This window comes from Nostoc sp. (assembly GCF_036917615.1).
In the GTDB taxonomy this organism is placed as follows: Bacteria; Cyanobacteriota; Cyanobacteriia; order Cyanobacteriales; family Nostocaceae; genus Nostoc.
Genome location: NZ_JBALCZ010000091.1, coordinates 1 through 17,534, shown reverse-complemented (window position 1 = coordinate 17,534; position 17,534 = coordinate 1). Strand labels below are relative to the sequence as shown.

Annotated in this window: 12 protein-coding genes and 1 pseudogene; 5 read left to right on the top strand and 8 right to left on the bottom strand. The window is 40.8% G+C overall.

Annotated features, from left to right (window positions below; genetic code table 11):
* Positions 1-205 precede the first annotated feature (205 nt).
* Positions 206-1,621: a folate/biopterin family MFS transporter gene (locus V7K85_RS32940; protein WP_334820380.1), complete on the top strand. Its 1,416-nt coding sequence runs from the start codon at positions 206-208 to the stop codon at positions 1,619-1,621.
* Between the two features lie 656 nt (positions 1,622-2,277).
* Here the strand turns inward: V7K85_RS32940 and V7K85_RS32935 are convergent.
* The 5 genes and pseudogenes from V7K85_RS32935 to kdpB all read right to left on the bottom strand — a co-directional run.
* Positions 2,278-2,424, bottom strand: a pseudogene (locus V7K85_RS32935) (GNAT family N-acetyltransferase); the annotation flags it as partial.
* A 37-nt stretch (positions 2,425-2,461) separates the two neighbouring features.
* On the bottom strand, positions 2,462-3,646 hold the full coding sequence (locus tag V7K85_RS32930) for a universal stress protein (protein ID WP_334820378.1): 1,185 nt from the start codon (positions 3,644-3,646) through the stop codon (positions 2,462-2,464).
* A gap of 1 nt (position 3,647) precedes the next feature.
* Entirely contained in the window at positions 3,648-3,866 is a 219-nt protein-coding gene (locus V7K85_RS32925) for a hypothetical protein (RefSeq protein ID WP_334820376.1), read from the bottom strand.
* A gap of 2 nt (positions 3,867-3,868) precedes the next feature.
* Positions 3,869-4,471 carry a K(+)-transporting ATPase subunit C gene (gene kdpC, locus V7K85_RS32920; RefSeq protein ID WP_334820374.1) on the bottom strand — a complete coding sequence of 201 codons (603 nt, stop codon included), beginning with the start codon at positions 4,469-4,471 and terminating at the stop codon, positions 3,869-3,871.
* A gap of 350 nt (positions 4,472-4,821) precedes the next feature.
* Complete coding sequence (gene kdpB, locus V7K85_RS32915) at positions 4,822-6,927, bottom strand: potassium-transporting ATPase subunit KdpB (RefSeq protein ID WP_334820824.1); 2,106 nt, start codon at positions 6,925-6,927, stop codon at positions 4,822-4,824.
* A gap of 75 nt (positions 6,928-7,002) precedes the next feature.
* Between kdpB and V7K85_RS32910 the strand changes: the two genes are divergently transcribed.
* A complete protein-coding gene (locus V7K85_RS32910; RefSeq protein ID WP_334820372.1) occupies positions 7,003-7,257 on the top strand; it encodes a hypothetical protein in 255 nt (84 codons plus the stop codon).
* Between the two features lie 201 nt (positions 7,258-7,458).
* Here the strand turns inward: V7K85_RS32910 and kdpA are convergent, their stop codons facing one another.
* Entirely contained in the window at positions 7,459-9,144 is a 1,686-nt protein-coding gene (gene kdpA / locus V7K85_RS32905; protein WP_334820370.1) for a potassium-transporting ATPase subunit KdpA, read from the bottom strand.
* A 414-nt stretch (positions 9,145-9,558) separates the two neighbouring features.
* Positions 9,559-11,262: a pentapeptide repeat-containing protein gene (locus tag V7K85_RS32900; RefSeq protein ID WP_334820368.1), complete on the bottom strand. Its 1,704-nt coding sequence runs from the start codon at positions 11,260-11,262 to the stop codon at positions 9,559-9,561.
* Positions 11,263-11,881: 619 nt separating this feature from the next.
* Here V7K85_RS32900 and V7K85_RS32895 point away from each other — a divergent pair.
* Both V7K85_RS32895 and V7K85_RS32890 read left to right on the top strand, forming a co-directional pair.
* Positions 11,882-13,000 carry a trypsin-like peptidase domain-containing protein gene (locus V7K85_RS32895; RefSeq protein ID WP_334820366.1) on the top strand — a complete coding sequence of 373 codons (1,119 nt, stop codon included), beginning with the start codon at positions 11,882-11,884 and terminating at the stop codon, positions 12,998-13,000.
* Entirely contained in the window at positions 12,957-15,467 is a 2,511-nt protein-coding gene (locus V7K85_RS32890) for a LamG-like jellyroll fold domain-containing protein (RefSeq protein WP_334820364.1), read from the top strand. The genes V7K85_RS32895 and V7K85_RS32890 overlap by 44 nt, the downstream gene beginning before the upstream one ends.
* 32 nt (positions 15,468-15,499) lie before the next feature.
* On the opposite strand, the gene V7K85_RS32885 is transcribed toward V7K85_RS32890, so the two are convergent.
* Positions 15,500-16,219 carry a CHAT domain-containing protein gene (locus tag V7K85_RS32885; protein ID WP_334820362.1) on the bottom strand — a complete coding sequence of 240 codons (720 nt, stop codon included), beginning with the start codon at positions 16,217-16,219 and terminating at the stop codon, positions 15,500-15,502.
* Positions 16,220-16,282: 63 nt separating this feature from the next.
* On the opposite strand from V7K85_RS32885, the gene V7K85_RS32880 reads away from it, so the two are divergent.
* A complete protein-coding gene (locus V7K85_RS32880; protein ID WP_334820360.1) occupies positions 16,283-17,380 on the top strand; it encodes a sensor histidine kinase in 1,098 nt (365 codons plus the stop codon).
* Positions 17,381-17,534 lie beyond the last annotated feature (154 nt).

Sequence of the window (17,534 nt, the reverse complement as noted above, 5' to 3'; positions counted from 1 at the left end):
ACGCCACTTGACGCCGGGCCGCTTAAGTCGGGAGACCTGCCCATGCAGCTGGCTCCTTAAGTGGAACGACTGGCGTGGGCTAGGAGGGATCAATAAGTCTCTATAATCACAGCCAACCACTTTTCAAACAACCTCTTAGAGAAAGCCCACATCCTAAGAATCGATATGATAGAAAAGTAGATAAAATTTAAGAAATATTTATCGAATGGTGCTTCAATCATCTGGCTTGTCCAAGGTCAAAGACTCATTAACACAAAAAATCTTCTTGGGTAATGAACCTAATGCGGAGTTAATTGCAATTCTCACCGTTTACTTTGTCCAAGGAATTTTAGGGCTATCGCGTCTAGCCGTTAGCTTTTTCCTCAAAGATGAACTGCTGCTGAGTCCAGTCCAGGTGTCAACGCTATTGGGAATTGTCTTCCTACCTTGGATGATCAAGCCGGTGTTTGGTTTTATCTCTGATGGCTTGCCTATATTTGGCTATCGTCGGCGTCCTTACTTGATTTTATCCGGGATATTAGGAACTGCTTCTTGGGTAAGTCTCGCCACAATAGTTCATACTAGTTGGGCAGCTACGTTAGCGATCGCTCTTAGTTCTCTCTCTGTCGCCATGAGTGATGTCATCGTTGACTCGCTGGTTGTCGAACGAGCCAGAGACGAATCGCAAGCCAAAGCTGGTTCATTACAATCTCTGTGTTGGGGTGCTTCGGCGATCGGAGGTTTAATAACAGCATACTTTAGCGGTCTGCTGCTCCAATATTTTACTACCCGTACTGTCTTTGGAATTACCGCCTTATTCCCTCTCATCGTTTCAGGAGTAGCTTGGTTAATTGCTGAGTCCCCCGTTAGCAAAGATTCTCAAGATGGTAATCACACTAATTCTTTACCAATCAAACATCAACTGAAGCAGCTACGCCAAGCCATTAGCCAAAAAACAATTTGGCTACCAACGGCGTTTATCTTCATCTGGCAAGCTACCCCAAATGCTGACTCAGCTTTTTTCTACTTCACTACCAACGAACTGCACTTTGAACCAGAATTTTTGGGGCGGGTGCATTTGGTAACAAGTTTCGCTTCTTTAGCAGGTGTTTTGATTTTTCAACGTTTCCTCAAAAGCATCCCTTTTCGCGTGATTTTTGCTTGGAGTACTGTCATTTCTTCAATTTTAGGGATGACGATGCTGTTGTTAGTGACTCACACAAACAGGCTATTGGGTATAGATGACCACTGGTTTAGTTTAGGTGATAGCCTGGTTTTGACTGTGATGGGGAAAATTGCCTATATGCCAGTGATGGTGCTAGCAGCAAGGCTTTGTCCCTCTGGTGTGGAAGCAACATTATTTGCCTTATTAATGTCAGTGTTTAATTCAGCAGGAGGTGTTTCTCATGCATTCGGGGCATTAATCACCTATTGGCTGGGGATCACTGCAACCAACTTTGAGTCACTTTGGATCTTGGTGTTAATTACTAACCTCAGTACGCTGTTGCCCCTACCATTTATCAACTGGCTACCTGCTGCTGAGGAACAAACTGAGACACCCAAAGATGGGGAACAAGCGTTTTTGCCAGATTTGATGTCTGAGTTGATACTGAGAGAACCAGAGTCGGAAATAGTGGAATAGTGTAAAAAATAATCTCGCGCAAAGTCGCAAAGGCGCAAAGAGATATTTATCATTTCCCCTACGGTTTGTACGCTCACATCTTGCACCAGTTGCTTTATTGCAATTTTTGTAGGGTGTGCACTGCCTACTGTTCGCTCAAAGCCTGATTTTTACGTTGTGGGCACTGCCTACTCTAAGGTTATTGAGAATGGTGCCAGATGTCATGTCAGTATGGAAACTTGACTTTTAAATATAACCCAATGCCTACAGCGGACTTAGGCATCGCTGGCTTAAAAATCAATACGCTTGGGTTAAGGAAATTTATCTGTTAAAGCAGGCTAGGGGAGCTGGGGTACAGAAAAAAGGCTTATTTGAACCGTATTGGCTTAAAAATAGTGTTTCCAGACCCGATTTTTGATTAAATTTAAAGCACTATTACTTATTGACAAATAAACCCTTATTTGAAATTGTCACCAATGGTTTTTGTTAGGGCGAACGCTGGCTTTCACCGATGACAATTTGAGTAATGCGGTATTTTTCTGCTGTTTGCGCGATCGCCTAAATTTTTAATAAACAGACCTTAACTTGATATTTTTTACTCATGTCACCATGAGTCTCACAAAAATGAATCTATGTAATTCGCTCGGTCTCTTAACTGGAATTCGCATTTTATACACAATTACCTCCCATTCATCCCAGGTTTGATATAAATAAAGACACAAATTGCTAGTAAATAATTCTTTCCCCAAGTGATAAATAGGAGTGATGTTGTCAATTGCTAATTTGCGGACATAAACTTCATTATTCTCATTGTAGCTTGTCATAGCTGTTGCAATATCGTTCAGTGACATGAGATTACTATTAGACCTTAGAAGACGCTGTTTTTTCGCTGGCTATGATATGCAAATCGATATTTTTGAGCAAGCGCACCAATTTTTGGGTTAATGATCCTTTGAGGAGCATTTGCCAGCGCGATCGCTGACTCTCTCCAATTACAATTTGGGTGATCCGATATTTCTCGGCTACTTGGGCGATCGCATTGGCGATGTTACTGTTGGTAATACGAAGAAAAGTACCTTCAAATTCTTTACAGAGTTTCTCACAAGTGTGGATGTGTAAGCTTTCCTCCTTGGTGAGAAAGCGCTCTGGAGCGGCCACAAACAAGGTATAAAGCGGCGCGTTCATATAGTTAGCAAGCCTCGCACCCCTACGTAACAGCTGCACTGAGTTGGGATAGGTGGATACACACACCAAAACCCGCTCGTGAATATTACAGAATTGCCCATTGGGGGTAGTAGCGTTCGCGAAGCGTGCGCGAAGCGCAATCGCATTTTCTTCCACGTTGTCTGCTACTTCCCGCAAAGCCAACTCCCGTAAAGCAATCAGGTTACGACGTTGGAAAAAGTTATCGAGGGATTGTTGAATTTTTTGCGGTGCGTAAATCTTCCCTTCTAATAACCGTTCTTGCAGTGTTTCTGGTGTGACATCTACTACTACTATTTCATCTGCTTCATCCATAATCCTGTCAGGAACCCGCTCACGAACTACCACACTTGTAATTCGGGCTACTAAGTCATTGAGACTTTCCAAATGTTGCACATTCATTGTGGAGTAGACATCAATACCTGCTGTTAAAACTATTTCTACATCTTCGTAGCGTTTTTCGCGTGGGGAACCAGGGACGTTGGTATGGGCAAGTTCATCGATTAAGACTAATTGGGGCGATCGCTTTAAAATAGCATCTGTATCCATATCCGTTAGCGTCAACTCACCCCGAGGAAATTGCTTACGGGCTAAAATCTCCAGTCCCTCTGCCTTTTGGGCTGTCTCCTTGCGTCCGTGGGTTTCCAAAAGCCCAACGACGACATCAATTCCTTCATGTTTGAGTGCATGTCCCTCTTCCAGCATCCGGTAAGTTTTGCCTACTCCAGGAGCCATGCCAATAAATATTTTATGCTTGCCCCGCCGTCGTACCGGATAAAGCGAGTAATTTGCAGAATTTAAAGGTGTAGCGCCAGCCGAACCAGTATTAGTATTATCTGACATTTCATTCTTGGTTCCTATATAGCACTCCTATTTCATTGGAAAACGGCGCTTTACCCATAACGCCAGTCGCCTCTCCGAAGGGAGACGCTACGCGAACAAGTCGGGAAACCTTTGACGCTCGATTACTCGCTACCGCTACGCTAACGGCAGTTCCTCCTGGGGGAAACCCCCTGTGAGCGACTGCCTCACCACGGCGCTGGCTCCCCAATGCCCCATTCACATTTATTGATTTTGCTGACGATTAATATCTTGCAAGTCAAGAGCATAATTTAATCGCAGAACATTGACTCCCGGCTCGCCAAAAATCCATAAAAATCTGCCATCAGTATACTTATTAATTAAAGGTAGAATCTCATCTTCTTTGACTCCACGCGCACCAGCAACCCGCGTCAATTGCTGTCGTGCTGCTTTGAAAGAAATATGCGGATCTAAACCGGAGCCGGAAGTATAAATTGTATCATCTAGCGGTTGAAGATTTTCGTCTCGCAATTGATTTGCCTGTTCTAAAATCCGCTTTAGTAGCTCTGGATTAGTAGCAGCGAGATTGCTCGCTCCAGATATGCCAGTTGGCTTGGCTTTTTTTCCTTGGCTATATCTCACAGTACTGGGACGAGAATGAAAATATCGCTCAGATGTGAACACCTGACCAATCAAAGCGGAACCAATTGGTTGATTATTTAGATTCCGCATGATGCTGCCGTTAGCTTGATAGGGCAAAAAAACTTGACCTACTACAAGGATTACCAGAGGATAGATGATTGCAGTCAACAACCAAAGCATTAAAGTTATGAAAATTGCTCTGATGGTTTCTCGAATAATAGCCATAAAAAGTTTTCCAATTGCTCCTAGAATTTAATTTTTAATTTTTAATTTTTAATTTTTTTGTCTACGCAGGAGGACGTTTCCGGGTGCTGTTAGCAACAGCAGAAACAACTCGGGCAACTACCACATTCAAGCACAGCGGGATAAAAATAGCGAGTGGTAGGTGTTGTTTATGCCATTGCGACCAAACAAAGGATATCGCCGAAGCGGTGCTGAGTGAAAACGATGTTTATTCATATTCTTTTTGTTCCCCCTCTCAACAGATAAAAGTAAAAATAGAAAAGGTAAAAATGTTGATTATTTTACTTTGGTTAAGATGCGCTCGTTTGGCAGCGTCTCTATTTTTGCTGTCCTTAAGCCAAGCCCACAACTGTAATCAGTATATCTATTAACTTAATGCCAATAAACGGCGCAATTACCCCACCTAAGCCATAAATTAAGATATTGCGTTGGAGTAGCTGATTAGCTGTCAGCGGTCTAAACCGCACACCCTTTAATGCCAAGGGAATCAATGCGGGAATAATCAAAGCGTTGTAAATCAGCGCTGATAGTACAGCAGATTTAGGGCTAGTCAAATTCATAATATTCAAGCTTTGCAGGTTAGCAGCGACAAATATCACTGGGATAATTGCAAAGTATTTAGCAATATCATTAGCGATAGAAAATGTCATCAATGCCCCACGAGTAATCAACAATTGTTTGCTAATGCTAATAATATCGATCAGCTTTGTGGGATCGGAGTCCAAATCGACCATGTTGGCGGCTTCTTTTGCAGCTTGTGTCCCTGTATTCATAGCGACGCCGACGTTAGCTTGGGCTAATGCCGGAGCATCGTTAGTCCCATCTCCGGTCATGGCAACCAGTTTACCTGCTGCTTGTTCCTTTTTAATGACGCTGATTTTGTCTTCTGATGTGGCTTCGGCAATGAAGTCATCGACTCCAGCTTCTTTGGCAATGACAGAAGTTGTAATTCGGTTGTCTCCAGTCAACATGATGCTACGCACTCCCATGCGTCGGAGTTGCTCAAAGCGATCGCGGATACCAGGTTTAACAATATCTTTGAGATAAACAATCCCATAGATTTCATTATCTAGGCTGACTGCTAGGGGTGTACCTCCCAGGCGAGAAACTCGTTCGTAGCCAGCATCCAATTCTGGTGTATCGGATCCGTTCAGGGAACGGACAAATTCTTTAATGGCTCCGACTGCTCCCTTCCTGGCCTGATGTCCACCAGGCAAGTTCGTGCCACTCATGCGTGTTTTGGAGGAAAAATCGACTCCTTCTGCCTGACTGGAGTCAAAATCAAACCGTGCGCCTAAGTTTTCTGCCAGTCGGACAATGGATTTACCTTCTGGTGTATTGTCAAAGACACTAGCCGCCCACGCAACATTAGCAAGTTCCGAGATTGAATGACCGTTGATCGGAATAAACTCTTCCGCCAAGCGGTTGCCGAGGGTAATTGTACCTGTCTTGTCGAGAACTAAAATGTTGATATCACCACAGGCTTCAACTGCTTGTCCGGAAGTAGCAATAACGTTAAATTGGGCGACTCGATCCATACTAGCAATGCCAATGGTACTTAGTAAACCGCCAATCGTCGTCGGAATCAATGCTACTAATAGGGCAATCAAGATTGGCACGCTGACTGGACTATTGACATAGTAGGCAAGGGCAGGCAAGGTTATCACGACTACCAAAAACACTAAGCTCAGAACTGCCAGCAATACTGTCAGGGCAATTTCATTGGGTGTTTTGCTGCGTTCTGCCCCTTCCACCAAGGCAATCATCCGGTGAATAAAGCCTTTGCCTGGGTCAGATGTGATGCGGATAATTAGTTCATCTGAGATAATCCGCGTCCCACCAGTGACGGAACTGGCAACGTCGGAGCCTGATTCTTTTAGTACTGGTGCGGATTCTCCAGTAATTGCCGATTCATCCACCGAGGCGACACCCATGATTACTTCGCCATCGGCGGGGATAATATCGCCAGCAAGGACGTAGATGGTATCGCCCTGTTTGAGGCTGGTGGATGAAACTTCACTAATTGTGCCATCGGGAGCAAGTTTTTTAGCGATCGTCTCTGATTTCGTTGATCGCAAGGCATCGGCTTGGGCTTTACCCCGCCCTTCTGCCACTGCTTCGGCAAAATTGGCAAACCAAACTGTAAAGAATAAAATCCCCGACAACAAGCCGTTGAAAAGTTGTGGGTTCTTTTGCAGGGCTGGGCCAAATAGGTTGGGATCAATTGTTAGCAATAGGGTGATGATTGTCCCCACCCAAACCACAAACATCACTGGGTTTTTGATTGCATACTTAGGATTGAGTTTGACAAAAGCATCTCTAATTGCCCTTAAGTACAGCCACTTATTACTTGTCCTCGCCTTTTTACGTGCTTGGCGGCGATCGCCAGGACGGAAATTTGGGCGTCTAGCTTTGGAGTTAGTTGCCACTTGATTTATAAATAAAGTTAGGAGTTAGGAGCGGAGTCGGAGACGCTCCGCCTCCGGTTAGGAGTAGCGCTGTCAAGCTTAGTCTTGTATTCATTACTAGCTCAGAACTCGGAAGTTCAGCCTCAGAACTCGGAAGTTGAACCTCTGAACTCGGAAGTTGAACCTCAGAACTCGGAAGTTGAATCTCTGAACTCGGAAGTTGAACCTCTGAACTCGGAAGTTGAGCTTCTGAACTCGGAAGTTAAACCTCAGAACTCGGAAGTTGAGCTTCTGAACTCGGAAGTTAAACCTCAGAACTCGGAAGTTGAGCTTCTGAACTCGGAATTTTCAAAATTCTAAAAGAACAAGTAAAGATTTTGTTTGGACGAATATGAAATTCAAGCTACATATCACGTTGACAGGGCTAGAGTTAAGAGTTATTAGGAACATTTCAATAAAAAAAAGTCCAACCTGTAGGGTGCGTTAGTAACGCACCTTACGAAACCGGATAATTTATTTTTTAGTATTCTCTTAATTCCAAACTTATAACTCATAACTTTTCTAACTGCCAGATGCTAGTTTCAAACCCTCAGCTATGGGGCCTAAAGCCAGAACGGGAAAGAAAGTCAACACTCCCAAAACCAGTGTCACTCCAGCTGTGATACTAATAAATACCAGAGAATCAGTTCTCAAGGAACCAGGGGTTTCTTGTACTTGTTGTTTGCGAGACATTCCGTCAGCTAACAGCAAGATGGCAATCATCGGAATGTAGCGTCCTCCTATTAAGCTAACTAAAGTACTCAAATTCCACCACAGGGTGTTATCCCTCAACCCCTCTAAGCCGGAGCCATTATTTGCTGCTGCTGAGACGTATTCATAAACTACTTGAGAAATACCGTGATTGCCAGGGTTACTAATTCCAGATAAAGAGATGGGGTAAGCCAAGGCGATCGCACTGGGAATCAAAACTAGAATGGGGTGAATCAACAGCACTACGCTAACGAGGACGATTTCCCGCTTTTCAATTTTGCGTCCTAAAAACTCTGGGGTGCGTCCTCCCATTAGTCCAGTTAGGAACACTGTGAGAATTAAGTAAATAAATAAGTAAGCCGTTCCAGTTCCCTGCCCACCCCAAATAACCTGAATAAACAAGTTGAAGAGAGTCGAAAATATTCCTTGCGGCATCAAAGAATCGTGCATCCCGTTAACAGCACCAGACATAGTAGCGGTAGTCATGACTGCCCAAAACGCCGTTTGTGCCCAGCCAAATCGAACTTCTTTACCCTCTAAATTGGGCTGTTCTAATCCAAAGGCGTTATTAACAAGGGGATTACCTTGCAGTTCTCCCACGGCTGTTACCCCTACCAGAACTACAAAAATTACAAACACCATCCAGAAAAGCAACCAAGCTTGTTTGATATTGTTGGCGAATATACCATAAGTGTAAATCAAGGCTGCTGGTATAGAAATCATGGCGAGCATTTCTATCAAGTTAGAAGCGCCATTAGGATTTTCAAAGGGGTGAGCTGAGTTGACGCCAAAAAAGCCACCGCCGTTGTCGCCCAAAAGTTTGATCATTTCAAAGGATGCCACTGGACCTCTGGCAAGATATTGCCTCCCTCCATCCAAGGTTCTGATATCCAGAGTCCCAGCTAATGTTTGTGGTACACCTGCTACAAGTAAGGCGATCGCTCCAATAATCGAAATCGGCAGTAATATTCGCGTAATTCCACGGACGAGATCGACGTAAAAGTTCCCCAGTTTTCTACCAGTCAACCCCCGAATAAAGGCTATTCCCACAGATAAACCAGTGGCTGCAGAGGTGAACATTAAAAAGCCTAAAGCCGCTACCTGGCTAAAATAACTTAAGGTTGTCTCACCTGCATAGTGTTGCTGATCGGTATTCGTCACAAAGGAAATGGTTGTATGCAGCAATACATCCCAGGTGGGCGCACCGAAGCTGTTAGGATTCCAGGGTAAGAGTCTCTGAAAATATATCAGTAAATACACTGAAATAGCCATAAGCAGGTTGCTGTACAGTACAGCTTGGATATACTGCCAACCCGTCATATCATCTTTTCTGCGGACACCCGCTAATACGAACATACTTCGCTCTATCGGATTCATTAAAAAATCAAGCAGTGTTTTTTCTCCCAAGAAGACACGCGCTATATATCTACCGAATAGCGGAGTGATTGCTATGACAATACACAGCGTTAAGCCTATTTGCAAAAAACCTTGTCCCATATATTTCGCGCTCAATCAAATTTAAGTGCTAGCAAGCCAATTCTTAGAAATAACAGATTAACTGTTGGAGTATTTGATTTCGAGGGATTTACTATTTTCAGTTATTACTATTTTCCAGATAATTATTAAATTTTTTGTTAAGAATATTTAATTTTTACTCTTAATTCATCTATCTCACTACTTAGGATTATTTGTTTATACAATACATTTTCAAAGTTTGCTACTTTCAAAGAATATAAATATCAAAGAGGATTTTATTCAACTCTCCAAAACTTTTAGTATAAAATTACACTATCGCTAAAACCTAATATCCATAATTGAGGTGAGAAAAGAACTCTATTGCATATTGAACATTTTTGCTAAAAATCATTAAACATGACATGAGCGCCTAAGACACGGCTATTTTATCAATAATTACGAATTGGTACTACTTCTTTGCAGTTGGGCGATCGCTTGTTTAATTGCAGTCACAATACTCCCTTCAGGAAGACTATCAATAATTTGCTGACTTTGCAAAACCAAAAGCTGCTTAAAAACTGAATCTTTTTCGGCTTCATTCAAAAGCAATTGTTTAATCAGTTCCGCCTGAGTGCCTGCTGTAGTGGCAACGCTTTGCCCTTGAAGTTGAGCTAAAAGATGCTGCACAATATTCGAGACTTGTACTGGTTCAGTAGCATTGGCTACGAGACTACGAACTTGATCTGCGGCTTCATTATATTCAATTTGTCCAGAGCCAGTTAAGTTAGTAATCGTACTCCCATTAATAACAAAACTGTTACCAAATGGACGTTTGCTAAATTCTTTAATAGTTTCTGCTTGGGTGCTGGCAATTCCTAGTAAACTATTGATTTGCTGTTCTCTAGTAGAGAGTTGTTGCTTTAACTCTTCGTAGGAATCATTGAGGCGTTTCTCTACCTCTGCATGAGAAATATTTTGATTGTGAGTTACCTTAGCAACCCAAAGATCACCTTGTTTCTCAATTCCTTTGAGTTCTAGCCCTAAACTTTCATTTTCTAATTCGAGTTTTTGTAAGCTGAAAGCGAAGGCACGCCAATTTACTCCTTCTTTGAAAACTAATTCCACAACATTACCGACTTCTTGATAGAGAGATTCAAATTCTCTTGGTTCAAAGTTGCGGTCTAGTGGATGGCGATCAATTGGTTCCCCTTTTTCATCTAATTTGCGGTAGATATAATCACACTCAACATTAGTAAAGCAAGTTTGGCTGTTGACGTTCCAATTTTGAATACAAATTCCTGTTAAATTGGGATTTGTAAAATCAACGGCGATAGTTTGGGCATTAGCTAGAATACTACCGCGCAAGTCTGCACCCTGCAAGTCAGCCCCAGTTAAATCAGTATCAATGAACTTCATCCGCCGCAAGTCTGCACCTTGCAGATAAGCACCGCGCAAATTCAAGTTACTCAAATCAGGATCTTCAGAACACCCATGAGTTAAAAGTTTCTGTACTTTGGGTATTTCTAAATCTAAATATCGACTATCAACTCTGGCTCGTTCTAGCCCAGTGACACCTTGAAAACAGGTGCGATAAAGCTTGCGTGCGCGTAAATCTGTGTTGGCTAATTGAGCATTTTTAAAATTGACTTCACTCAAGTCTAAGTTATGAAAAGATGTCCCACCCCAAGAGCTAATCGCCAGCGCCCAATCACGCAACAAGTCCGGATGATTCCAGGGCACATTTCGCCGACGGTTGACTAACAAGCCACTTAATGCAAAGCCGATAGCATATATAAAGCCAAATGCACCTGCAATAGCTTTGATAATTGCTTGCTCTCCATTAGTTAAATTTGCTAAGGCTGCTTGAATTGATGGCTCTTGTAACATTACATTCTTAGTAGCTGTATTAACCCCAACATTGGCCGCCAACATAAGTGTGAAAAAGCTAATAATCTTTAGCCATTGAGGCTTAGAAAACAAGATATCAAACAACGCAATTGCAGAGCGACTGACAATAAAAGTAATACTACAAAGTGCTAGTCCGAAGAAAGCCATAAATGGTGTATTACCCAAAAAGTTAAATGGAAGTGTGAGTAGATTAAACTTTTCTAATAAAATAAAGCCCACCACAACCAGAAAAAGACTTAAAGCCCATGCCAATAGGCTTTGACTAAAAGTCCGATAGATTGTAGTTATCAACCAGGTAACTAGACATAGAGTTACGCCTATATAACTAGGGTCAGATTTTAGGCTTATGAACAAAGCACTAATACAGCCAAGATAAGCAGCAGGGATACTTAATACAAAATAAAGTGCAAAAACCAAGACACCGAGAAATATTTTTACTGATATTCTCTGACCTGCAATCGCGTTATTCTGGGCAGGGCTTAAGGTCTCTTGTTTAAGACTCTGACCTCTTATATCTTTATCCAAGTGATTTATTTTGTAAACTATTTTTACACTTTAGTTGCTTTTACAGATAATCTATATTACATATATTATGTCTCTTTCATCTGAAAAGTAGATGAAGTATAAACAATTATGTAGCTTTTATGTATTATTCTAGATTAAAGTATATAAGTTAAATGTGTCCATAATTACCTTTCTATAGAGAAAAATTAAGGGCTTAATTTTTGTCTAAGTCCCATTAGGTAAATATCTCAATTTTGCGTTTTGTATAGGTTGAGAAATTAGTATTTTTCTACTATCCGAGAACGCTAATTTACAACCACAAAATATTATCAGTATTATCATCTTATTGTTTTAGGAACAAGCAAATATGAGTATTAACTTTAATCAATCTATTTTAGTTAATAAAGAGTATTGGATAAAACAAGGTTTTCCAGGAATGCATGGAACCTCAAACATTGGTGTAGATGAAGAACTATTAAAGTTAGATGCTCAACCAGAATCACTAGACAAAGTAATTGCAATTATTCAAGAAAGATTGCATGTTGAACAACGCTCTTTAATCACCGCAGTCATTGGAGAACAACATTTTTTACCTCTATCGTTTTTTGAAACAGGAGTAAAACAAAGCCTAGAAGTCTGTCGTATAGCTAGGTATTTTTCTTTAGAAGCTTTTAAAAAATTCATTGAAGATATTAAAAACGAAATTAAAAAGCCTAATATAACAAATGATTTTGCAAGTAATTTTGATTCCATTGCTAAGATTAAGGAAATATTCTCATTTTCAGATCGAGCTGCTGAGAGTATTAAAGGTTTAAAGGATTGTGACAGTAAATTATCAACAGACGAAAATTTAGAAATATCAATAGCCAATTTAGAAGCCTTAAAAAACATTACGCCAAATCAGCTTACCAAGATTAATCCAGTACCTATTGGTAGTGGATTCTTAGTTGGAGTTACACATTTAATTACAAATCAACATGTTATCCAAGATGCCAAGGCAGCCAGGGAATGTGTTGCTCAGTTTAATTATGTTGATGATACTCAAGGAAACACTGTGTTATCTATAGATTATCAGTTAGCTCCAGAAATATTGTTTATTTCTGAACGGAGTTTAGATTATACTCTAGTGCAGTTAAAATCTGGAATTTTTACACCACAAGCTGGATTTAATTTTGGTTTGATTCAATTAGTTGAAGACGAAAATAATATATGTCCGGGACTAGAATATATTTCAATTAATAATGGAGATAAAAAACAAGAAATTAATATATTAGAAACTAAATTAGCATCTGAAAAACAGTCAAATTTATCTTTAAAACCATATGAGTTCGACATCAAAAATATCCAAGACAAATTATTCGTTTTTGTTAAAAATGTCGGTGAGTGCCCAGAAATAAAAAACCAATTAGACAGCTATTTCTCAAGAGTATCAAACAAAAAATTTGCCTGGAGATTCAATTATTATAGTACAACATGCAAAAGGTAAAAAGAAACAAATAGCTTTAAATGATGGAGTAATTGATTACGGTCTTTATAAGAAGTTTCTCCGATATAAAACAGATTCAGATTACGGTTCATCTGGCAGCCCTGTATTTAACAATAAGTGGCAGTTAGTAGCATTACATCATGCAGCAATTTTTCAACCAACAGATGATACAACGAAGCAACAAACAGTTATTGCTCAACAAGGTATTAGAATATGCAGAATAATCGAAGACTTAAAGAAAAAGAGTGTCAGCAACCCGAAACTTGCAAGCTTTATCGAAGACTTTGTAGTTACCTCTGAACAGTTGAATTATCCACCATTGCCATCTGCACTTAAGTTTGATGGAGAAAGTAGTGACGTTGATTTAGGTGATCTTAATTTAAGCATCGCTGAAGGAATTACATTTGAGGCATGGCTCAATCGTAATTCCATGTCTAGTGACGGAACAATAGTCAGCCAGGGTTTAGATTTTTCTGTATCTTGGAGAGTAGGAAAAATTTGGATCAATGTGGGGAAAAACGAATTTTATACTATAGATGCTGTTTTAAATCATAATTGTTGGTTTCATGTTGCAGTTACATTCAGCAATGACAATTCTATAGTAATATATATTGATGGAAAGCAACAAAAACATAGCTCGCCACTTAATGTTGACAACAAAAATAATGACAACTCTAAAAATAACCTATATCTTGGTTGCGGAAATTTTGGTTATTTTACTGGTTTCATGGCTGAGGTTTGGATATGGGGAGTAGCTTGCAGTCAGGATCAAATCCAAAAGAATATGTATCGGCGTTTGAGTAAAGATGATCAAACAAACTTGAGGGATTACTACCGTTTTAAAGAAGAACAAAGTTATAAAGTATACAATTATTTTAAAGTTAATAAATCTACTAAAAATGAAGAAGACAACTCAAATAATTTAAAAGAAGACGAATTGCTATGTGGGTTGCAGCTGAATGGTAAAAATGATTTCATCGATTGTGGTAAAGATGAAAACTTTAAGATTGAAGATGCAATTACCATTGAAGCATGGGTTAAAAAGAGCGATCATAATGATAAGGGAGTTATTGTTAACCAAGGTGGTAGTTGGGATAAACATGGTTATTGCCTATGGATTAACGATAATAAAATCCGTGTAGAGTTACAAAATAATAAACATATTTTTGTTGATACTGAAAAAGTCTTTGACAAACCTGGAGAAAATACTATAACTTCAAACTTTAAGCTGGACAAATGGTATCATATTGCATGTACGTGGTCTAGAAACTCAACAGAAAATATTGAAATATATGTTAATGGAATAAAAGAAGAAACTAATATTCCACAAGACTCAGCAAAGAAGCTTTCTGATGAGCCTATTGAAGAATTCAAAGTAAACTTAAATATTGGTCGCGCCGAGGGCTATGGATTTCATTTCAACGGTGCTATTGCAGAAGTCCGTCTCTGGAAAATAGCCCGTACAGAGCGTGAGATCAAAGACTATATGCATGTCCAATTAACAGGTGACGAGCAAGGATTAGTTGGTTACTGGCGGCTCGATGAAGAAGAGGGAAACACTGCAAAAAACAAAGTCAACGATGATGGGATAGGGATAGTTTGTGGGGGAAAATGGTTGAAGCCCTATTGCCTCCTTGCCAATAATCAAGGTGCATTTGGTGTAGCATATAGAACAAATAGGCTAAAAGCATCTCAGTATCCAGGTTTACCTCTACCATTTGGTTTAAAGTTTAATGGGAAAGACGATCAGGTCGATTGTGGCAATGAGAATTTGGCTGTTAGTAAAGCAATTACCGTTGAGGCATGGTTTAAACACAAGTTCGGTAATTGTGTAATTGTTAGCCAAGTTGAAGTTGACGCTGATCAGAATGGCTACTCCCTATCCTGGAATAGCGGCAGAATCCGTGTAGCATTACAGAGTCAAGACTCCTCAGAGAAAAAAATCGTAGTGGTTTATACAAAAGAGAATGCTCCACAAGATTGTGTGTGGCATCACATTGCATTTACTTGGGAGCAAAACTCACATGAGGTTTCGCTTTATATCGATGGTAGAATCCAGGATTGTGTAGTAGAAGGGTCTTGTGAGACTATCGTTTTTGCAGGACAGACTAGGAGTATCGGTTTATTTACAGGTTCACTGGATAACCTCACAACGAATTTCTTGATTGGTTGTAAGGAAGAAAAAGAAACCTATTATAATGTAGCGATCGCTGATGTCAGACTCTGGAAAGTAGCCCGTACTCAAGATGAGATTAAAGCAAATATGTCTCGACGTTTGGAGGGTAATGAGAAAGACTTAATTGGTTACTGGCGACTGGACGATGGCGGCGAGGATAACTTAGAGGTACAGAACCTTGTACCTAACAGTCAGCCTGGTAAGATTACTGGCGCAACTTGGTTTCCTCAGCCACCTAAGCCAATTTATGACAAAGATACAACCAACCAAGAAAATAATAGTGTTCGGTAGTGCTAAGTGTTGAATAGTACTGCACAGTTAAATTATGCTAAAGTTGATTTAGGCATTAACACTGGGGTCAAGTATTCAGCAATTCCTGCCATGCGAATGTTGACACAGCCTAATTTGTAGGCAAACTCAACTGACTCGCCTGCACCCAAAGCGTCATAAAAACCCACAGCAAATTCAATTGCTGCTACGTCACCAATAGCTTTATTCATGCCAATCACGTAAGGGACATGAGGAGCGATCGCCGAAGCTTGTACTTGTGAGTAGCAGGCATTGAGTATAATGCACTCTAGTTTGTCTGAGAACAATTCAAATAAACCTGCTAAAGCCTCTGTATCTACTAACTTTGCAGTTCCAGTTTCATCTTCTAGTACCAAGCCTTCTTCGCCACCCCCATGACCGGAAAAATGAACAATCTGAGGTTTGAAGTCTAGCAAAGCACGCTGGATATCTCTAGTTTGCACAGCCCATCTCTGCTGTAGTACAAATTGATCCCGCCGTTTAGCCCTTTGTAATCCAGCGTCAATTTCTCGCATTTCCTCATCTAGGCGTAGTCTAGATGTACCTTTGGGATTGGCTGCTAAAAATAAGATAGTTTTTGCCGTCGATGCCTGAGTTGCAGCCGGAGAATTTTGGGTTTGTGCCCCCTGAATTCCCTCGTTGTAATGAATTGAACCAGAACCAGTCAGGTTGGTAATTGAACTGTCTGAAATGTTGAAGATATTCTGTGCCGAAGGTGAATCTGACTGAGACATAAGAAATCGCTACTCTCCATACTTAAAGAAACTATTAGGATTTTTAGTAAATCATAAATGACGATGTTAAGTCGATTATTGACTATGAAAAAAGCTATAAATAAGCGTGGCCAGACATATGGGCTAATAGCGATCGCCTTTGCGATCGTGATAATACTGGAATATTTGACACCTCCTGAGTACGTATTTGGCTATCTCTACACAGGGACGATTTTATTAGCAGATTCTCGGTTAAATCGGGGAGCAGTTTTGGGGATCACTCTTGCAGCGACAGGATTAACATTGTTGAATTTGTTTGTCCCAGGAGGAGAAGCCATTCATTCCCCAGCGTTAGCAAATAGGTTGATTGCAGTATTGGCGTTGTTGGTAACGGGTTGGTTAAGCGATCGCAACCACCGCAATGAAGAAGCGATCGCTTATACGCAAGCACAATTACGCTCCCAAGAACAACTAGCTATAATGCGTGAAGATTTTGTTTCTACCCTAACGCATGATTTGAAAACACCCCTATTAGGAGCAATTGAAACGCTGAAATATTTTCAAAATGAACAATTTGGTGAAATCACGCCAATGCAAGCAAAAGTCCTCCAAACAATGGCTCGTAGTCATCGGAGTACACTGCAATTAGTCCAAACTCTTTTAGATGTGTACCGCAATGATGCCGAAGGGCTGAAACTACAGATATCACCTGTTAACTTGGTAACTGTGGCAGAGGAGATCATCGCTACCTTGACTGAACTAGCGAGAACACGTCAGGTTTATATTTCTCTGCACTATGGCGAATCAGATTTTCGGAGCTTTCTCTGGGTAAATGGCGATTCTTTGCAACTGGGGCGAGTCTTTACTAATCTCCTGAGTAATGGCATTAACCATACCCCTCGTGGCGGTAAAGTTGAAGTAGTACTTGAAGGTTATTCTAGCGATCAAGTAGTAAAAATACTCGATACTGGTTCCGGCTTTACCGAAGAAGAGTTACCCCACTTATTTGAGAGGTTTTATCAAGGACATAGCGATCGCCACGTCTCAGGATCTGGACTAGGGCTTTATTTAACCAGGCAAATTATTGCTGCTCATGGGGGTACAATTTGGGCAGAGAATCGCTCACCACGAGGCGCACTGTTTGGTTTCCGACTCCCAGCTTGTCCACCACCGGGGAGTTGAGGAGTGGGGGCAGAGGGAGCAGGGGAGGCACGGGAAGCAGGGGAAGAAGAATTAATAATCAATGACCAATGACCAATGACCAATGACCAATGACCAATGACCAATGACCAATGACCAATGACCAATGACCAATGACCAATGACCAATGACCAAT

Coding starts and splice junctions, on each gene's coding strand:
- V7K85_RS32940 (WP_334820380.1), top strand. CDS start 206: ATGGTGCTTCAATCATCTGGCTTGTCCAAGGTCAAAGACTCATTAACA.
- V7K85_RS32930 (WP_334820378.1), bottom strand. CDS start 3,646: ATGTCAGATAATACTAATACTGGTTCGGCTGGCGCTACACCTTTAAAT.
- kdpC (WP_334820374.1), bottom strand. CDS start 4,471: ATGGCTATTATTCGAGAAACCATCAGAGCAATTTTCATAACTTTAATG.
- kdpA (WP_334820370.1), bottom strand. CDS start 9,144: ATGGGACAAGGTTTTTTGCAAATAGGCTTAACGCTGTGTATTGTCATA.
- V7K85_RS32895 (WP_334820366.1), top strand. CDS start 11,882: ATGAGTATTAACTTTAATCAATCTATTTTAGTTAATAAAGAGTATTGG.
- V7K85_RS32885 (WP_334820362.1), bottom strand. CDS start 16,219: ATGTCTCAGTCAGATTCACCTTCGGCACAGAATATCTTCAACATTTCA.
- V7K85_RS32880 (WP_334820360.1), top strand. CDS start 16,283: ATGTTAAGTCGATTATTGACTATGAAAAAAGCTATAAATAAGCGTGGC.